We start from the raw sequence: 17,116 nt of genomic DNA, 5'->3' as shown, positions 1-17,116 counted from the left end.
TTTGTGCGGGTGCGGGGCCGGACGAGCCTTGATTTGCGTCAAGGCCCCCCGGGGCCGGCGGGACGAAACACGAGCCGGGACGAGAGCGTCGTACCCGGCCTGCCCGGCCGGGGGCGCCTCTCAGCCTTTGCTTTGACGCGCTCTCTCGCCGGACCGGCAGCCGCCGTGGTGCGGAGCGCTCCAGGAGGCCCTCGATGACCGACCCGCTGCTCGTCGATCTGTCGCGCCTGCAATTCGCGCTGACGGCGATGTACCACTTCCTGTTCGTGCCCCTGACATTGGGGCTCTCGATCCTCGTCGCCATGATGGAGACCGTCTACGTCATGACGCGCCGCAAGGTCTGGCGCGACATGACGAAGTTCTGGGGTCTCCTGTTCGGGATCAACTTCGCGCTGGGCGTCGCCACCGGCCTGACGATGGAATTCCAGTTCGGCATGAACTGGGCCTACTACTCCCACTACGTCGGCGACGTGTTCGGGGCCCCGCTCGCCATCGAGGGCCTGATGGCCTTCTTCCTGGAGGCGACCTTCGTCGGGCTGTTCTTCTTCGGCTGGGACAGGCTGAAGCCGCTCGCCCACTGCGTCGTCACCTGGCTGATGGCGCTGGGCACCAACTTCTCCGCGCTCTGGATCCTGATCGCCAATGGCTGGATGCAGAACCCGGTGGGCGCCGTCTTCAACCCCGACACGATGCGCATGGAGGTGACGGATTTCGCCGCGGTGATCTTCAATCCCGTCGCCCAGGCGAAGTTCGTCCACACGGTCTCGGCCGGCTATGTCTGCGGCGCCGTCTTCGTGCTCGGCGTCTCGGCCTTCTACATCCTGCGCCGGCGGCATCTGGAGCTGGCCAAGCGCTCCTTCGCCATCGCGGCGGCCTTCGGCCTCGCCTCGGCGCTCAGCGTCGTCGTGCTCGGCGACGAGAGCGGCTACGCCGTCACCGACCACCAGAAGATGAAGCTCGCCGCCATGGAGGCGATGTGGCACACGGAGGAGGCTCCCGCCGCCTTCACGGCGTTCGGCATCCCCGACCTCGAGACCCGCACCACCCGCCACGCCCTCCACATCCCGTGGGCGATGGGGCTCATCGGCACGCGCTCCTTCGACAAGGAGATCCCCGGCATCACGGAGCTGGTCGCCCACGCCAAGGCGCGCATCCGCAACGGGCTGGTGGCCTACGCGGCGCTGGAGCGGATCAAGGCGAACCGCAAGGACGAGGAGGCCCGCGCCACCTTCGCCCGGACGCAGGCCGATCTCGGCTACGCGCAGCTCCTGAAGCCGATCGTCGGCGACCCGCTCATGGCGAGCGATGCGGAGATCGACCGGGCGGCCTGGTCGACGGTGCCGCACGTGCCCTCGATCTTCTTCACCTTCCGGGCGATGGTGGCCTGCGGCTTCCTGCTGATCGCCCTGTTCGGCGCCGCGCTCTGGTACACGGCGCGGGAGGTCGAGGCGCCCCGCTGGCTGTTCCGGGCAGCGCTGCTGGCCCTGCCGCTCCCCTGGATCGCCATCGAGTTCGGCTGGTTCGTCGCCGAATTCGGCCGCCAGCCCTGGATCATCGAGGGCGTGCTGCCGACGGCCCTCGCCACCTCCGAGCTCGGCGTGACCTCCCTGCTCCTCACCCTCGCCGGCTTCACCCTCGTCTACGGCGTGCTGGCGGTGATCGAGGTGCAGCTGATGCTGCGGGCCATCGCCAAGGGGCCCGTCGCCCTCGTCGAGGATCCGGCCGCCCTCGTCCCCGGCCTCGGCACCGACCAGGGCGCCGGCCATGGCGGCCCGCGCCTCGTCCCGGCCGCGTGAACGCCCCCGCCCCCCGTCCATCCGGCGGCCCCGTTCGCTGAGGGCCGCCGCAGCCAAGGATCTCCCTCGATGCTCACCTTGCTTTCGGATTACGAGACGCTCCGCCTGGTCTGGTGGGTGCTCCTCGGCGTGCTGCTGATCGGCTTCGCGCTCACGGACGGCTTCGATCTCGGCGTCGGTGCCCTCCTGCCCTTCGTCGCCCGCACCGATGTCGAGCGGCGGATCGCGATCAACACGATCGCGGCGACCTGGGAAGGCAACCAGGTCTGGCTGGTGCTGGGCGGCGGCGCGATCTTCGCCGCCTGGCCGGCGCTCTACGCCCTCAGCTTCTCCGGCTTCTACCTCGCCATGTTCCTGGTTCTGTTCGCCCTGATCCTGCGGCCGGTGGCGTTCAAGTACCGCTCCAAGCGCGAGGGGGCGGCCTGGCGGGCGCGCTGGGACGCGGCGCTCTTCGTCGGCGGTGCCGTGCCGAGCCTGATCTTCGGCGTCGCGGTCGGCAACGTCCTCCAGGGCGTGCCCTTCCACTTCACGGGGGATCTGCGCCCGATCTACGAGGGCACGCTGTTCGGCCTCCTCAATCCGCTCGCCCTGTTCTGCGGCCTCGTCTCGGTGGCGATGCTCGTCATGCACGGCGCCGCCTGGCTCGCCTTCAAGGCGGAAGGCCCCGTCGCCGCGCGCGCCAACGCCATCGGCACGAAGAGCGCGCTCGCCACCGCGGGCCTGTTCGCCCTGGGGGGCATCCTGGTCGCGGCGGGCGCCTTCGGCGGCTATCAGGTCGTGAGCCCGCTCGCCGGGGACGGCCCCTCGAACCCGCTGGCCAAGGAGGTGGTCGCCGCCTCCGGCGCCTGGCTCGCGAATTTCCGGGCCCGCCCGGCGCTGCTCCTGGTGCCGCTCCTCGGCATCGCCGGGCCGCTGCTCGCCGCCGCGGGCTTCCAGGCCCGCCGGGAAGGCGCGACGCTGCTCGCCTCGAGCCTCGGCCTCGCCGGCATCATCGCGACGGTGGGCCTGTCGATGTTCCCGATCATCCTGCCCTCGAGCACGCATCCGGGCCACGCGCTCACCGTGTTCGACGCCTCCTCCAGCCGGGCCACCCTGCGCAACATGCTGGTGGCGACGGTGATCTTCCTGCCGCTGGTGCTGGCCTACACCGCCTGGGTCTACCGGGTGCTGCGGGGCCGCATCACCGCGCAGGACGTCACCGCCCCCGGCTCCCCCGCCTATTGAGGCCTTCCCGGAGCCCCGCCCGACGGGGCTCCCTCCCCCCAAGCTTTGAGGAGATGACGATGTGGTACTTCGCCTGGGTCCTCGGCCTCGGCCTCGCCGCCGCCGTGGGCGTGCTCAACGCCCTCTGGTACGAGCTGCGCTGCGTGCGCGAGACGCCGCCGGAGATCGCGCTGCCGCTGCCCACGCCCTGACGCGTCACTGGCACGAGGCGCGGGAGGTCCGCGGGCTGCCCGCGCTCAGATAGGCGAGGATCTCGCCCGCGGGCGCCGGGCGGACGAGGTGATAGCCCTGCATGAACAGGCAGCCGAGGGCCTGGAGCGTGACCAGGTCGTCGGCGGTCTCGACCCCCTCGGCGACCACCTCCAGCCCGAGGGCCCGGCCGAGGCCCAGCACCGCCTGGACGAGCCCCCGCTTGTCCTCGTCGGTCGACAGGCCGGTCACGAGGCTGCGGTCGATCTTGAGCCGGTTCGCGCGCAGCTGGCGCAGGGAGGCGAGCGAGGAATAGCCGATCCCGAAATCGTCGAGCGCCACCTTGATGCCGGCCCGGGACAGGGCGAGCAGCTTGTCGTGGACGGCCTCGATGTCGAGGGCGGTCTCCTCGGTGATCTCGATCTCCAGCCTATCCGCCGGCAGCTGGAGGGTGCGAAGCCGCTCCAGGACGATCTCGTCGACGGCCACCTGCGCCATCTCCCGCGGCGAGACGTTCAGGGCGACGGAGAGCCGTTCCAGGCCCTGGGCCCGCAGCGTGCACAGCATGCGGCAGACCGCCTCCAGGATGAAGCGGAGCAGGGACTCGGTCATGCCGGCCATCGCCGCGGTCGCGACCAGTTCGTTCGGCGGGATCCAGCCGTGGCTGGGGTGGCGCCAGCGCACCAGCGCCTCCAGGCTCGTCACCACCCGGCCGCCCTGGCCGAGGATCGGCTGGAACCAGACCTCGATGTCGCCCTCGGCCAGGGCGTGGGAGAGGTCGCGCTCGCAGTCGCGCCGGATCTCGAGGCGCGTGCTCAGCCCCTCGTCGAACAGGCGGACATGGTTGCGGCCGGCATGCTTGGCCGCGTAGAGCGCCTCGTCGGCGCAGCTCAGCAGATGCGTCAGGCTCTCCTGCGCCGGGGCGTCGCAGATGCCCACGCACATGCCGAGCCGGCCCGCGTCGAAGCCCTCGAAGGGGTGGGCGATGGTCCCGATCAGGCGCTCGGCCAGCGCCTCCGGCGCCTCCGGCACAGGAGCGCGGTCGAACACGACGGCGAATTCGTCGCCCCCCAGGCGGGCGAGGTGGCAGGCCGGCGGCAGGCTCGCCTCCAGGCGCCGCGCCACCTCGACGAGGACGCGGTCCCCCGTCGTGTGGCCGTAGACGTCGTTGACCGACTTGAAGCCGTCGAGGTCGAGCAGCATCAGGCAGAGCCTGGCGCGCGCGGCGAGCAGCTCCTCGGCCTTCTGGGTGAGGCCGGCCCGGTTGAGCAGGCCGGTCAGGGCGTCGTGCGTGGCCCGGCCGCGCATCTCCTCGGCGAGGGCGCTCGCCTTGGTATGGGCGGCCGCATGGGCGTCCGCCAGCGTGGTCGCCTCGTTCTTGAGGCGGCTCGTCTCGCGAAACCCCCGCTCGGTCGCGAGGGTGCTGCGGATCAGGGCGACGAGGTAGAGGAGGACCGTCGCGGCCAGGCAGTCCCGGTCGAAGCCGCCGGCATGGAACAGGCAGGCCGCCACGGAGAGGAGCGGCGGCGTGATGAAGCTGATCGGGATCCGGGCATAGGCCATGCCGTGGGTCACGGCGCCCGCGGTGATGCCGCACACCACGGTGAGGTAGAACAGCGTCTGCGCCGAGGTATAGGCCTCGCACAGGACCGGCACGCAGGCCCAGACCAGCCCGGAGGCGAGCGCTGCGAGGCAGGCGAGCCGCAGATGCCGGTCGATGGCCTGGGCGGCTTCGTCCGCCTGCTCCGCCGGGGTCTCCGGGGTGAGGCCCAGGCCGGGGTTCGGGGCGCGGCAGAGCCCGATCCGGACGAGATTGACCAGGGTGGAGGCCGCGAACCAGAGGCCCCCCGCCCGGCCGTGGCCGGCATGCAGCGCCACCAGGGCGCCCGTCAGTCCGAGCAGCATGTTGACCGGGATCGCATGCTGCACGCTCATGCGCACGGCTTCGAGCTGGTCGCGCCGGATCAGCCTTTCGAGCTGTGGCCCGGCGCTTCGGATAAGGCGCATGGCGAACGAGCCTGGATGGTCGGCCTCGGATGTGAGGCGCTCCCGTCTTATCCGAGAAGCCCCTACGAAGTGTTGAAGTGACGTGCCGGCTCATGACATAGCGCTGCTACGTTCAGCGATGGTTGATCGCATCGCACAGCACGCTTCGATCGGAATGTATCAAAACCCGACAGGAATGATAGCAGGTCACGCCGTATTCAAAGAAGCTCCTCATAATGCCGTGATCGAGACGATGAGGCATGACCTTCGGAATGCTCGTGGCTGCCCCTGGACGTTGGGGCGCTGCTTTCCTTCGTCTCTCAAATGGAATCTTTCTACGATTGCTCAATCACCTGCGCCTCGATGCAAGGCCCTCCCGGCTGGAGGCCCGGGCCGGGCGTTTCGCGGCCTGGCGCGGTGACCTTCCCCCGGCTCGGGGGTTTCCCGGGCATCGGGCCGCGCGGCGCGGCCGAGCAGGAGACCGCGATGCGGGACGATCCGAAGCCGCCCTTCCGCGAGCAGCAGCAGCCCATGCCGGGCTCCACCGGGGCCATGCAGCCGAGACCGGACCATGGGGAGGAGAGCTATCGCGGCTCCGGCCGGCTCGCGGGCAAGGCGGCGGTCATCACCGGCGGCGACAGCGGCATCGGGCGGGCGGTCGCCATCGCCTTCGCCCGGGAGGGCGCCGACGTGCTGATTTCCTATCTCGACGAGCACGGGGACGCCCAGGACACCGCCGACTGGGTCGAGAAGGCCGGGCGCAAGGCCGTGCTGGCACCGGGCGACCTCAAGGATCCCAAGCATTGCCGCGCCGTCGTCACCCAGGCGGTCGAGGCGTTCGGGCGCCTCGACATCCTCGTCAACAACGCGGCCCATCAGGCGACCTTCGCCGGCCCGGAGGAGATCAGCGACGAGGAGTGGGAGGTCACCTTCGCGACCAACATCCACGCGATGTTCTACCTGACGAAGGCGGCGCTCCCGCATCTGCGGGCGGGGAGCGCGATCATCAACACCACCTCGATCAATGCCGATCAGCCGAGCCCGCAGCTCCTGGCCTACGCGACCACGAAGGGGGCGATCCACACCTACACCGCCGGGCTCGCCCAGATCCTGGCGGACAAGGGCATCCGCGTGAACGCCGTCGCGCCGGGGCCGATCTGGACGCCGCTGATCCCCGCGACCATGCCCCCGGAGAAGGTGAAGAGCTTCGGCGGCAACACGCCGATGGGGCGGCCCGGCCAGCCGCGGGAACTCGCCCCGGTCTATGTCATGCTCGCCTCCGACGAGGCGAGCTACGTCACCGGCGCCACCGTTCCGGTCACGGGCGGCCGGCCGTTCCTGTGAGCGGGCACCGGCGGGCTCTCCCTCAGGGGGTGAGCCGCCCGATGCGGCTCGTCAGGGGGATCTGGATCAGGCAGCTCAGGCCGGTCTCCTCCCATTCGAGCTGGGCACGCGCCTGCAGGACATAGGCCAGCGTCTGCTTCAGGACCTCCGTGCCGAAGCCGTGATGGCACGGCCGCGGCAGGCCGCCCGGCCCCCGCTCCCGCCATTGGATCGCGAGCGTGGGCACGCCCTGCCCGTCGGGGGGCGAGACGGACCAGGTCACCCGCGCCTCGCCTTCGGGCGATCCCAAGGCGCCGTGCTCGACGGCATTCGCCGCCAGTTCGTGGATCGCGAGCGCCAGAAGCTCCGCAGATTTCGGCTGGAGCAGGATACGCGGCCCCGAGAGATGCAGCCGCTCGCCCTCGCGCACCAGATGCACGAGCAGCTCGTCGGCGATCAGGCTGTGCAGGTCGTGCTGGTCGCTGCCGGCATTGGAGGCCAGCTGATGGACGCGGGCCACGGCATCGACCCGGCCGATGAGATGCGTCGCGAAGTCGTCCGCCGAGCGGCTCGTGACGAGGGAGTGCCGGATGATGGCGCGGATCACCGCCAGCGTGTTGCGGAACGCCCGTTCCGACTCGGCGACCGACACCGCCTCCCCCTCCGAGGCGGCGAGATCCGCCTCCACCGCGGCGAGCCGGCCGCGCAGCGTTGCGTTCTCCGCCTCAAGCTCGACCAAGCGCGAGCGCTGGAACCGCTCTGTCATGCCGCCACGCCCTCGCCGCTGCCGAAGCTCAATTCGCGCGCATCAACACGTTCGAGTCCAGTTGCACGCTTTCGCGACCCTGGTGAAGGTAGGAAGGATCGAAGATGGCCAGCCTTTTCAAGGCTGTGAAATCGTGAATGGTCAATTGCCGGCCCCGGAGGGTGACAAGCCCGGAATCGCGCATGTCCCGCAAGGTCCGGTTGACGTGGACATTCGTGATGCCGAGCATCTCCGCGATGTCCTGCTGCGTCAGCGGCAGCTCGTATCCGGCTTCCGTCCCGAGCCCGACCGCTTGCAGGCGCAGGGACAGCTCGCAGAAGAAATGCGCCAGCCGCTCCGCTGCCGAGCGCTGGCCGAGGCTGACGATGCCTTCCCGGTGGATCGCGCTGGTGACGAGGCTGTCCCACCACAGGGCCGCCTGGAGCCGTGGGCTCCGCGTGATCGTGTCGATCGCTTCCTCGGACAGGCGCACGATGGAGATCGGGGTGATCGTCGCCAGCGAATGGTCCATCGAGCGCATCACGAAGATGTGCGGGTCGCAGAGGTCGCCCGGCACGAACAGGGAGATGATCTGCCGCCGCCCATCCGCGAACTGCTTGTAGCGGCAGGCCCAGCCGGCCAGGACGAGGTTGACGCAACGGGGCTCGTCGCCCTGCTGGACGATGTCGGTGCGGGCCTCCACGCGCCGGACATGGCGGCAGAGAACCTCGATGAGGTAACGTTCCTCATCGTTCAGCGCGCAGAAATTCTCCAGCTTGCGGATAAAAGGATTGGTCACGGCGCCTCTCCGACCACGTTCGGCACCCTAACCCAAGGTAAAATTCGCGAACTTACCCATGTTGTTGTTCGCCCTGTCTACGCTCATCAATCTGCTTTCAGGCGATGCCCCTTGATCATGGAACATCATCGGCGATGCTTGAGGTCCGGAAACCGCACCGCGTACTCGTTGCGGAAGACGAATATTTCATCGCCCGGGATCTCGTCCGCGCCCTCAGGGCGCTGGCGATCGATGTGGTCGGACCGGTGGCCGAGGTCCCCGAGGCCCTTCTCCTCGCCCGCACCGAAGCCGTCGATGCGGCGATCCTCGACATCAATCTGCACGGGCAGGAGATCTATCCCGTCGCCGACATTCTGCGCCGTCGCGGCGTGCGCCTCATCTTCGCGACCGGCTACGGCACGGCGGCGATCCCGCGGGCCTATCGGGCGGTGCCGCGCTGGGAGAAGCCCTTCGATCCGGACCGCCAGGCCAGGATGATCTTCGCCGCCGCCTGAGCGGCCCGCGCCGGCCCGGGCTGCGGCGGCGTCCCCGGTCCGCCGGGACGGGACACCACCTTCACGCAACTCTCCTTTTTGTCGAGGTCGGGTCTTTCTGGACGATCGAGCCCATGTTGACCGGATCGGACCGCCATCGAGGCCGGGCACCGAGAGGCCGCAGCAGGGCCGCACCGCCTCGGTCGCCCGGTCCCTTCTGCTCCCGTTGATCGGCTCGTCTCAGGCGGCGTGCTGGTTGACCTGCCGTTCGGCCAGCGCGGTGAGCGTCTGGTCGGCGGCCTTCTCCTCGTCGAGGTTCTGCTGGAGCACGCCCGCGCAATCGTCGCGGCCGAGGCGTCGGGCCCAGGCGATCAGGGTGCCGTAGCGGGTGATCTCGTAATGCTCGACGGCCTGGGCCGAGGCGACGAGCCCGGCATCGAGGACGTCCTTGTCGGCGATCTCGCCGGCGACCTCGTTGGCCTCCTCGATGATGCCGTTGATGGCCGGGCAGGTCACCGCCTTCGGCGAATGGCCGTGCATCTGGAAGACCTGCTCCAGGCGCTTGATCTGGTTCTCGGTCTCGGCAAGATGCTTCTTGAAGCCGTTCTTGAGCTCCGGGCTGGTCGCCTTGTCGATCATCTTCGGCAGAGCCTTGGTGATCTGATTTTCGGCGTAATAGATGTCCTGGAGCGTGTGGACGAAGAGATCGTCCAGCGTCTTGATGTCCCGCGTGAACAGGCCCATGGCTTCCTCCTGGAGTGGCGCGTGGTCTCCGGTGCCCGGAGGGCTTCCCCGGGATCCGACCGCCCTGCCGCGATGTCCGGTCGCGTCTCGCCGCCCGGGACACAGCCGGAGAACCTCTCCTCTCCGGCCTTGTTCCCGGCGCGGGCCGCCCCGACGCATCCCTGCAACAGGGAGCGGGCGGACCGCGCGCCGGGCCTGCGGACGCCCTCCTTCGGCGCGCGGCTTCTGCTAGGGACGGGGCATGACGAGCCTCCATCCGCAGGGCCGCGCTCCGGCGCCGCGCCGCTTGGTCGCCCTCCGCGGCGCGGGGACGGCGCGATGATCCGCGCGATCCTCTCCGTCGGCGGCTGGACGCTGGTCTCCCGGGTCACGGGCTTCGCCCGCGACGTGGTGACCGCGGCGGTGATGGGCGCGGGGCCGATCGCCGACGCCTTCGTCGTGGCCTTTCGCCTGCCCAACCACTTCCGGGCGATCTTCGGCGAGGGCGCCTTCAACACCGCCTTCGTGCCGGCCTATGCCCGGCTCGCCGAGGCGGGCGAGCCCGGGGCGGCGCGGCTCTTCTCCGGCCGTATCCTCGCGCTGATGCTGATCGTGCAGCTCGCCCTGCTGGCACTGGCCCTGCCGGCCATGCCCTGGGTGGTGCGCGCCCTCGCGCCGGGTTTCTCCGAGGATCCCGAGCGCTTCGCGTTGGCCGTCGCGCTCACCCGGATCACCTTCCCCTACCTGCTGTTCATGACGCTGGTGACGCTGTTCTCCGGCATCCTGAACGCGCAGCGGAAATTCGCCGCCGCCGCCGGTGCGCCGGTGCTGCTCAACCTCGCGATGCTGGCCGCCCTCGGCCTCGCCTTCCTGTTCCCGAACGCGGCCTATGCCGCCGCCTGGGGCGTGTCGGTCTCCGGCGTGCTGCAATTCCTGCTGGTCTGGGGGGCGGCCCGGCGCGGCGGCTTCAGCCCCGGGCTGATCCGGCCGAGTCTGCGCGATCCCGAGATCCGGCGCTTCTTCAAGGTGCTCGGGCCGGCGGTGATCGGCTCCGCCGGCTTCCAGATCGCCGCCTTCGCCGACACCATCATCGCGAGCTTCCTGCCCGTGGGCGCGGTCTCGGCGCTCTACTATGCCGACCGGCTCTACCAGCTGCCCTTCGGCGTCATCGCCATCGCCGCGGGCACGGTGCTGCTGCCGGAGATGAGCCGGCGCATCGCCGCCGGGGACGTGGCCGGCGCCCATGCGGCCCAGAACCGGGCGGCCGGCTTCTCGCTCGCCCTCTCCGCCCCCTTCGCCGTCGCCTTCCTGACGCTGCCCGGGCTGATCATGGCCGCCCTGTTCCAGCGCGGCGCCTTCACGGCGGAGGATGCCGCCCGGGCGGGCTCCGTGCTCGCCGCCTACGGCCTCGCCCTGCCCGCGGTGGTGCTGGTGCGCTCGGCGGTGGCGAGCTTCTACGCCCGCCAGGACACGGTGACGCCCCTCGTCGCCTCGCTCACCGGCATCGCGGTCAACGTGGCGCTGAAGATCGGGCTCACCGGCCCCTACGGCGTCACCGGCCTCGCCCTGGCCACCGCCATCGGCCAGTGGATCAACCTCGCGCTGCTCTACCTCCTGGCCCTGCGCCGGGGCTGGACGGCCCCGAGCCGGCCGCTCCTCGTCACCGTCGCCGGGGTGGTCGTGGCCTGCGGGCTGCTCGCCCTGGTCGCCCTCGCCGGCCAGCCTTTCGCGGAACGGCTGGTGCCGCCCCTGCCGCATGTCCGGGAGATCGCGGTGCTCGGGCTCCTCGGCCTCGCGGGCGCCCTCGCCTATGCCGGCGCGCTCCTGGCCTGCCTCGCCCTGTTCGGGGTGCGCCTGCGCCGCCGCTAGGGCCGCGATCGCCCCCGGCGGCCGCGCGCGTCGCGGGCGCGTTGGGGGATTGTTAAGCCTGTCGCGTCTTAGCTTCCGCGGATTCATCCGGAGTACGCGATCGTGCCTGCCTCCCTCCTCGGCCAAGCCCGGATCGGGCTCTGCGCGGCGCTCGTCGGCGCCGCCCTCGCCGCCGCCCCGGCCTCCGCCCGCGACGGCCGCAACGGCGCCCTGCTCGGCGCCGCCGCGGGCGTCGTCGGCGGCCTGGCCCTCGGCGCCATGCTGAACAGCCCGCCGCCGCCCCCGGCGCCCTACCGCCCGCGGCCGGTCTACGTGGAGGAGGAGGCGCCGCCGGTCTATGTGCGCCCGCGCCCGCCCGGCCCCGTCTGCCACTACGAGCGCCGCAAGGAGTGGTTGAACGACCTGGAATTCACCTATCGCCGCGTCGAGGTCTGCGAATAGGCGGGGGCGCCTCACGCCGCGACGGGTCCCTGTCCGCGGCGTGACCGCTGGGCTGCCCATTTTGCAACCGCTGCCTGAAAGGGGGCGGCGTGGCCGAAAACCTGTGCTCGTTCGGCTCCGGTGGGCGCGCTAGCGTCGGGTGGTCGTCCCGACCCGCCAGCGTTCCGCGTGCCCGATGCCCGAGTGCCTCGTCTTCCGTGTGCCGACCCGCCACCCGGCCGACACCGCCGGTCTGCTCGATCTGATCCGCTCCGGCGCCGTCGCCGCACAGGAGATCGTCGGCATCTTCGGCAAGACCGAGGGCAATGGCTGCGTCAACGATTTCACCCGGCCCCTCGCGGTGATGGCGATCGAGGCGGCGCTGGCCGGCTGCCTGGGCGTGACGCCGGAGGCGGTCGGCGCCCGCATCGCCCTGGTCATGTCCGGCGGCACGGAGGGCGGCCTCAGCCCGCATCTCCTCGTGGTCGCCCGCCGGGACGGGCCGCAGGCGGAGGGGTCGGCGCTCGCCGTCGGCACGGCCTTCACGCCGGATTTCGCGCCCGAGGAGATCGGCCGGATGGCGCAGGTCCGCGCCACCGCGGCGGCGGTGGCCGAGGCCATGGCGGCGGCGGGCATCACCGATCCGGACGACGTGCATTTCGTCCAGGTCAAATGCCCGCTCCTCACCAGCGCCCGCATCCACGAGGCGGCCGGCCGCGGCCACACGGTGGCGACCCACGACACCTACGCCTCCATGGGCCTGTCGCGGGGCGCCTCGGCCCTGGGCATCGGCCTCGCCCTCGGCGAGATCCCGGAGGCCGCCCTCGACGATGCGGCGATCGGGCAGCGGCGCGACCTCTGGTCCGGCCGTGCCAGCGCCTCGGCGGGCATCGAGCTGATGCGCAACGAGGTCATCGTCCTGGGCAACGCCCCCGGCTGGGGCGGCCCCCTGCGCATCGCCCACCGGGTGATGCGGGACGGGATCGACCTGCCCGCGATCCAGGGGGCGCTGGCCGATCTCGGCTTCGAGGCCGCCGGCCAGCTCTCCCCCGAGGCGGGGGCGCGGGTGCTGGCCCTGCTGGCCAAGGCCGAGCCGAGCCATGACGGCCTGATCCGCGGCAGCCGCCACATCATGAACGACGACAGCGACATCAACGCCACCCGGCATGCCCGGGCGCTGGTGGGCGGCGTGGCCGCCGCCGCCCTCGGGCGGACGGAGCTCTTCGTCTCCGGCGGCGCGGAGCACCAGGGGCCGGATGGCGGCGGCCCGGTCGCGATCATCGCCCGGGTGGCGGCGGCCTGAAGGGCCATTCCCCGACGACGCTTCGACCGAGGCAGGGCGTCTGGCCCACCTCTTGCGGCAGCCGTTGCGGGCATGCCGGCCGGGAGACACGCATGGATGTCGAGCTGATCCGACTGACCAAGCGCTATGGCGGCCAGGTCGCCGTCGACGGGATCGACCTGAAGATCCCCTCCGGCGCCTATTGCTGCCTGCTCGGCCCCTCCGGCTGCGGCAAGACCACGACCCTGCGCATGATCGGCGGCCACGAGGCCGCGACGAGCGGCGACGTGGTGATTGGCCCTCACGCGGTCGGCGATGCGCCGCCCGCCGAGCGCGGCACCGCGATGATGTTCCAGAGCTACGCCCTGTTCCCGCACCTCACCTGCCGGGACAACGTCGCCTTCTCCTTGCGCATGCGCGGCGTTTCGAAGGCCGCCCGGCACGCGAAGGCCGCCGCCATGCTCGACCTCGTGCAGATGGCCCATCTCGCCGACCGCCTGCCCGCGCAGCTCTCCGGCGGCCAGCGCCAGCGCGTCGCCCTGGCCCGCGCCCTGGTCAGCGATCCGAAGGTGCTGCTCCTCGACGAGCCGCTCTCGGCCCTCGATCCCTTCCTGCGGGTGCGGATGCGGGTCGAGCTGAAGCGGATCCAGGCCGAGCTCGGCCTCACCTTCATCCACGTCACCCACAGCCAGGAGGAGGCCATGGCGCTGTCCGACCTCGTGGTGGTGATGAATGCCGGCCGCATCGAGCAGGCGGCGGACCCGCGCACGGTGTTCGAGCGGCCGGCGACCGCCTTCGTGGCCCGCTTCATCGGCGGCCACAACGTGATCGCCCTGCCTGAGGGGCCGGTGGCGGTCCGCTCGGACCGGATGCGCCTCGGCCCCGCGGCCGGCCCCGCCGGCCGCCCGGCCCGGGTCGTCGCCGTCGAGTACCAGGGCGCGAGCGTCCATGTCGGCCTCGAAGCCGAGGGGCTCGGCGCCGCCTCCGAGACGGGATCCGCCCTGACCGCCGTGCTGAGCGACGGCGATTTCGCCGCGCATCCCCTGAGCCTTGGCGACGTCGTCGCCGTCGGCTGGGACGCGCAAGCGGCCCACCGCCTCAACGCCTGACCATCCCTCACCCAGAAAGGGACAGACATCGTGACGCGCGACTTCAAGCCGACCCGCCGGGGACTCCTGCAGGGCGCCGGTGCCGCCGGCCTCGCCCTGGGCGCCGGGCCGATCACCGGCTTTCCGGCGGTCATCGCCTCCGAGCCGGTGACCCTGCGCTATCTCGGCACCGCCGTGAACCAGTCCGCCGACATCGCCCGCAAGGTGAAGGAGGATCTCGGGATCACGCTGGAATACATCCCCGTCGTCACCGACGAGGTGACCAAGCGGGCCGTGACCCAGCCGAACTCGTTCGACATCCTCGACACCGAGTTCTTCAGCCTGAAGAAGATCATTCCCTCGGGCAACATCGTCGGCATGGATGCCCGGCGCATCAAGAACGCCGACAAGATCACCTCCGTCTTCACCAAGGGCGAGATCGAGGGCCGCAAGATCGGCGAGCAGGGCACCGCGCCCAAGAAGGTGTTCTACCTCGAGGGGCAGACGGCCAAGACCTTCGCCGGCGCGCCCACGGAATGGATCACGCTGATCCCGGTCACCTACAACGCCGACACCCTCGGCATCCGCCCGGACCTGATCAAGCGGCCGATCGAGAGCTGGAAGGAGCTGTTCAACCCGGAATTCAAGGGCAAGGCCTCGATCCTGAACATCCCCTCCATCGGCATCATGGACGCCGCCATGGCGATCGAGGCGGCGGGCGAATACACCTATCCCGACAAGGGCAACATGACGAAGGCCGAGATCGACCGCACCATCAAGGTGCTGATCGAGGCCAAGCGCGCCGGCCAGTTCCGCGCCTTCTGGCAGGACTTCAACGAATCCGTGAACCTGATGGCCTCGGGCGAGACCGTTATCCAGTCGATGTGGTCGCCCGCCGTCACCAAGGTGCGCAGCCAGGGCGTGCCCTGCATCTACCAGCCGATGAAGGAGGGCTACCGCGCCTGGGCGACGGGCTTCGGCCTGCCCAAGACCCTGACCGGCCGGAAGCTTGATGCCGCCTACGACTTCGTGAACTGGTTCCTGTCCGGCTGGGCCGGGGCCCATCTCAACCGCCAGGGCTACTATTCCGCGGTGCTGGACACGGCCAAGACCCAGATGGAGCCCTACGAATGGGCCTACTGGATGGAGGGCAAGCCCGCCGAGAAGGACATCAAGGGGCCGGACGGCTCCGTCCTCGAGAAGGCGGGCGCGGTGCGCGACGGCGGCTCCTTCGAGCAGCGCATGGGCGCGGTCGCCTGCTGGAACGCGGTGATGGACGAGAACACCTACATGGTCCGCAAGTGGAACGAGTTCATCGCGGCGTGAGCGGGGCCGAGGCCATCTCCGCGCCGGCGCTGCCCGTTCCGGCGGCGGCCGAACCCGCCACCTCCGCCCGGCCGACCAGGGCCGGGCGGGGGCGTCGGCTCGCCGCGCTCCAGGCGTCGCCCCTCGCCCTCGTGCTCCTGGCCTTCCTGGCCGTGCCCCTGCTGCTGATCCTGATGGTCAGCTTCTGGGAGTACAACGAATACGAGATCATCCCGGCCTTCACCCTGCAGAACTACGCGGACCTGTTCGAGGGCTGCCTCTCGGCCGATCTCTGCACCACGGTGCGGACCTATCTCTCGACCCTGAAGTTCTGCGCCCTGACCCTGGCCTTCACGCTGCTGATCGGCTTCACCGTCGCGTATTTCCTGGCCTTCCACGTGCGCTCGCGGGCGGTGCAGACGGCCCTGTTCCTCCTCTGCACGATCCCGTTCTGGACCTCCAACGTGATCCGGATGATCTCCTGGATCCCGCTGCTCGGCCGCAACGGGCTCGTCAACGAGACCCTGGGCGCCCTGGGGCTGATCGGAGCGCCGATCGAGGGGCTGCTCTATTCCGACTTCTCCGTCGTGCTCGCCTTCGTGCACCTCTACACGGTGTTCATGGTCGTGCCGATCTTCAACAGCATGGCCCGCATCGACCGCTCGCTGATCGAGGCCGCCCACGATGCCGGCGCCTCGGGCTGGCAGATCCTGCGGCACGTGGTGATCCCCCTCGCCAAGCCGGGCATCGCCATCGGGGTCATCTTCGTGCTGACCCTGGTGATGGGCGATTTCGTCACCGTCGGCGTCATGGGCGGCCAGCAGATCGCCTCCGTCGGCAAGGTCATCCAGGTGCAGATGTCCTACCTGCAATTCCCGGCGGCCGCGGCGAACGCGATCGTGCTGCTGGCGGCGGTGATGCTGATGATCTTCGGCCTGACCCGGATGATCGACCTGCGGCGCGAATTGTGAGGGCCCTGCCGTGAGCGACCGTCCCCGGCCCTGGAGCTTCTACCTGCTCGCCGCCTTCTTCGCGCTGTTCGTGCTGTTCCTCTACGGGCCGACCCTGGCGATCCTGGTGCTGAGCTTCCAGGGGCCGCAGGGGGGCCTGACCTTCCCGATGAACGGCGTCTCGACCCACTGGTTCGCCCGCCTCTGGGCGGGCGGGGGCGTGGTCGACATCTGGGCGGCCTTCGGGCGCTCCCTGCGCCTCGGGCTCGCGGTGATGCTGCTCACCGTGGTGATCGCCTTCTTCGCCGGGCTCGCCTTCCGCAAGGGCTTTGCCGGGGCGCGGGGGCTGTTCGTGCTGGCCATCGCCAGCCTGATCGTGCCCTCGATCGTGATCTCCCTCGGGATCGGGCTGGAATTCCGCCTGATCGACGACGGCCTCAAGGCGCTGGCGGCCGCCACCGGCTGGGGCTTCCTGCAGGATCACGGCACCCTGATGGGCCTGTGGACCTCCGCCCTGGGGGCGCATCTGACCTGGACGCTGCCCTTCGGGCTGCTCATCATGTTCGCGGTCTTCAACCGGTTCGATCCGGCCTACGAGGAGGCCGCCCGCGACCTCGGCGCCAGCGGCGCCCAGACCCTGCGCCACGTCGTCGTGCCGATCCTGGCGCCCTCCCTGGTCGGCGTCGCCCTGTTCGGCTTCACCCTGTCCTTCGACGAGCTCGCCCGCACCAGCCAGGCGGTCGGGAGCCGCAACACCCTGCCGCTCGAATTGCAGGGGCTCACCACCACCGTGACCACGCCGGAGATCTACGCGCTCGGCACCCTGACGACGGCGGTCTCGGCGAGCGTGATCCTGCTCGCTTTGCTGGCCGTTCTCCTCGTCCGCCGCCGCCGCGCCTCGGAGGCGTGAGGGCGCGGCTTCGGGGCGCCCCGGCGCCGCCCGG

The 17,116-nt window shown here is 70.6% G+C and carries 16 protein-coding genes; 12 read left to right on the top strand and 4 right to left on the bottom strand.

What is annotated here, in order from left to right; genetic code table 11:
* The first annotated feature begins 194 nt into the window (after nucleotides 1-194).
* From MMB17_RS15665 to cydX, 3 genes are all read left to right on the top strand, one after another.
* On the top strand, nucleotides 195-1,796 hold the full coding sequence (locus tag MMB17_RS15665; protein ID WP_241099460.1) for a cytochrome ubiquinol oxidase subunit I: 1,602 nt from the start codon (nucleotides 195-197) through the stop codon (nucleotides 1,794-1,796).
* 69 nt (nucleotides 1,797-1,865) lie between these two features.
* The gene (cydB, locus tag MMB17_RS15660; RefSeq protein ID WP_241099458.1) at nucleotides 1,866-3,020 is read left to right on the top strand and encodes a cytochrome d ubiquinol oxidase subunit II; all 1,155 of its coding nucleotides are present in this window, start codon (nucleotides 1,866-1,868) and stop codon (nucleotides 3,018-3,020) included.
* A gap of 59 nt (nucleotides 3,021-3,079) precedes the next feature.
* Complete coding sequence (gene cydX / locus MMB17_RS15655; protein WP_241099456.1) at nucleotides 3,080-3,211, top strand: cytochrome bd-I oxidase subunit CydX; 132 nt, start codon at nucleotides 3,080-3,082, stop codon at nucleotides 3,209-3,211.
* A gap of 4 nt (nucleotides 3,212-3,215) precedes the next feature.
* Here the strand turns inward: cydX and MMB17_RS15650 are convergent, their stop codons facing one another.
* Complete coding sequence (locus MMB17_RS15650) at nucleotides 3,216-5,216, bottom strand: putative bifunctional diguanylate cyclase/phosphodiesterase (protein WP_241099455.1); 2,001 nt, start codon at nucleotides 5,214-5,216, stop codon at nucleotides 3,216-3,218.
* Between the two features lie 465 nt (nucleotides 5,217-5,681).
* Here MMB17_RS15650 and MMB17_RS15645 point away from each other — a divergent pair, with 465 nt between their 5' ends.
* Nucleotides 5,682-6,539 carry an SDR family oxidoreductase gene (locus MMB17_RS15645; RefSeq protein WP_241099453.1) on the top strand — a complete coding sequence of 286 codons (858 nt, stop codon included), beginning with the start codon at nucleotides 5,682-5,684 and terminating at the stop codon, nucleotides 6,537-6,539.
* A gap of 22 nt (nucleotides 6,540-6,561) precedes the next feature.
* Here MMB17_RS15645 and MMB17_RS15640 read toward each other — a convergent pair whose 3' ends face one another.
* Both MMB17_RS15640 and MMB17_RS15635 read right to left on the bottom strand, forming a co-directional pair.
* Nucleotides 6,562-7,284 (bottom strand): sensor histidine kinase, encoded by a 723-nt coding sequence (locus MMB17_RS15640; RefSeq protein WP_241099451.1) that lies wholly within the window; start codon nucleotides 7,282-7,284, stop codon nucleotides 6,562-6,564.
* 28 nt (nucleotides 7,285-7,312) lie between these two features.
* The gene (locus MMB17_RS15635; protein WP_238312899.1) at nucleotides 7,313-8,062 is read right to left on the bottom strand and encodes a Crp/Fnr family transcriptional regulator; all 750 of its coding nucleotides are present in this window, start codon (nucleotides 8,060-8,062) and stop codon (nucleotides 7,313-7,315) included.
* A 134-nt stretch (nucleotides 8,063-8,196) separates the two neighbouring features.
* On the opposite strand from MMB17_RS15635, the gene MMB17_RS15630 reads away from it, so the two are divergent.
* Complete coding sequence (locus MMB17_RS15630; protein ID WP_241099449.1) at nucleotides 8,197-8,556, top strand: response regulator; 360 nt, start codon at nucleotides 8,197-8,199, stop codon at nucleotides 8,554-8,556.
* A gap of 219 nt (nucleotides 8,557-8,775) precedes the next feature.
* Here the strand turns inward: MMB17_RS15630 and MMB17_RS15625 are convergent, their stop codons facing one another.
* Complete coding sequence (locus MMB17_RS15625) at nucleotides 8,776-9,279, bottom strand: YciE/YciF ferroxidase family protein (RefSeq protein WP_238312903.1); 504 nt, start codon at nucleotides 9,277-9,279, stop codon at nucleotides 8,776-8,778.
* Between the two features lie 318 nt (nucleotides 9,280-9,597).
* On the opposite strand from MMB17_RS15625, the gene murJ reads away from it, so the two are divergent.
* The 7 genes from murJ (at nucleotide 9,598) to MMB17_RS15590 (ending at nucleotide 17,082) form a co-directional block, all read left to right on the top strand.
* The gene (murJ, locus tag MMB17_RS15620) at nucleotides 9,598-11,127 is read left to right on the top strand and encodes a murein biosynthesis integral membrane protein MurJ (RefSeq protein ID WP_241099447.1); all 1,530 of its coding nucleotides are present in this window, start codon (nucleotides 9,598-9,600) and stop codon (nucleotides 11,125-11,127) included.
* A gap of 102 nt (nucleotides 11,128-11,229) precedes the next feature.
* Nucleotides 11,230-11,568, top strand: a complete 339-nt coding sequence (locus MMB17_RS15615) for a hypothetical protein (protein ID WP_241099446.1) — start codon at nucleotides 11,230-11,232, stop codon at nucleotides 11,566-11,568.
* A gap of 175 nt (nucleotides 11,569-11,743) precedes the next feature.
* Nucleotides 11,744-12,850 (top strand): cyanuric acid amidohydrolase, encoded by a 1,107-nt coding sequence (gene atzD, locus MMB17_RS15610; RefSeq protein WP_238312909.1) that lies wholly within the window; start codon nucleotides 11,744-11,746, stop codon nucleotides 12,848-12,850.
* A gap of 92 nt (nucleotides 12,851-12,942) precedes the next feature.
* Nucleotides 12,943-13,938 (top strand): ABC transporter ATP-binding protein, encoded by a 996-nt coding sequence (locus tag MMB17_RS15605; RefSeq protein ID WP_238312911.1) that lies wholly within the window; start codon nucleotides 12,943-12,945, stop codon nucleotides 13,936-13,938.
* A gap of 27 nt (nucleotides 13,939-13,965) precedes the next feature.
* Nucleotides 13,966-15,243 (top strand): ABC transporter substrate-binding protein, encoded by a 1,278-nt coding sequence (locus MMB17_RS15600; RefSeq protein WP_373325056.1) that lies wholly within the window; start codon nucleotides 13,966-13,968, stop codon nucleotides 15,241-15,243.
* A 14-nt stretch (nucleotides 15,244-15,257) separates the two neighbouring features.
* Complete coding sequence (locus MMB17_RS15595; RefSeq protein ID WP_373325057.1) at nucleotides 15,258-16,193, top strand: ABC transporter permease; 936 nt, start codon at nucleotides 15,258-15,260, stop codon at nucleotides 16,191-16,193.
* A 10-nt stretch (nucleotides 16,194-16,203) separates the two neighbouring features.
* Nucleotides 16,204-17,082, top strand: a complete 879-nt coding sequence (locus MMB17_RS15590; protein WP_241099445.1) for an ABC transporter permease — start codon at nucleotides 16,204-16,206, stop codon at nucleotides 17,080-17,082.
* Nucleotides 17,083-17,116: the final 34 nt, after the last annotated feature.

The sequence above is a fragment of the Methylobacterium organophilum genome, from assembly GCF_022533465.1.
Lineage (GTDB): Bacteria > Pseudomonadota > Alphaproteobacteria > Rhizobiales > Beijerinckiaceae > Methylobacterium > Methylobacterium organophilum.
Note: the sequence above shows the minus strand (reverse complement) of the source record. Positions and strands in the feature narration are given on the sequence as shown.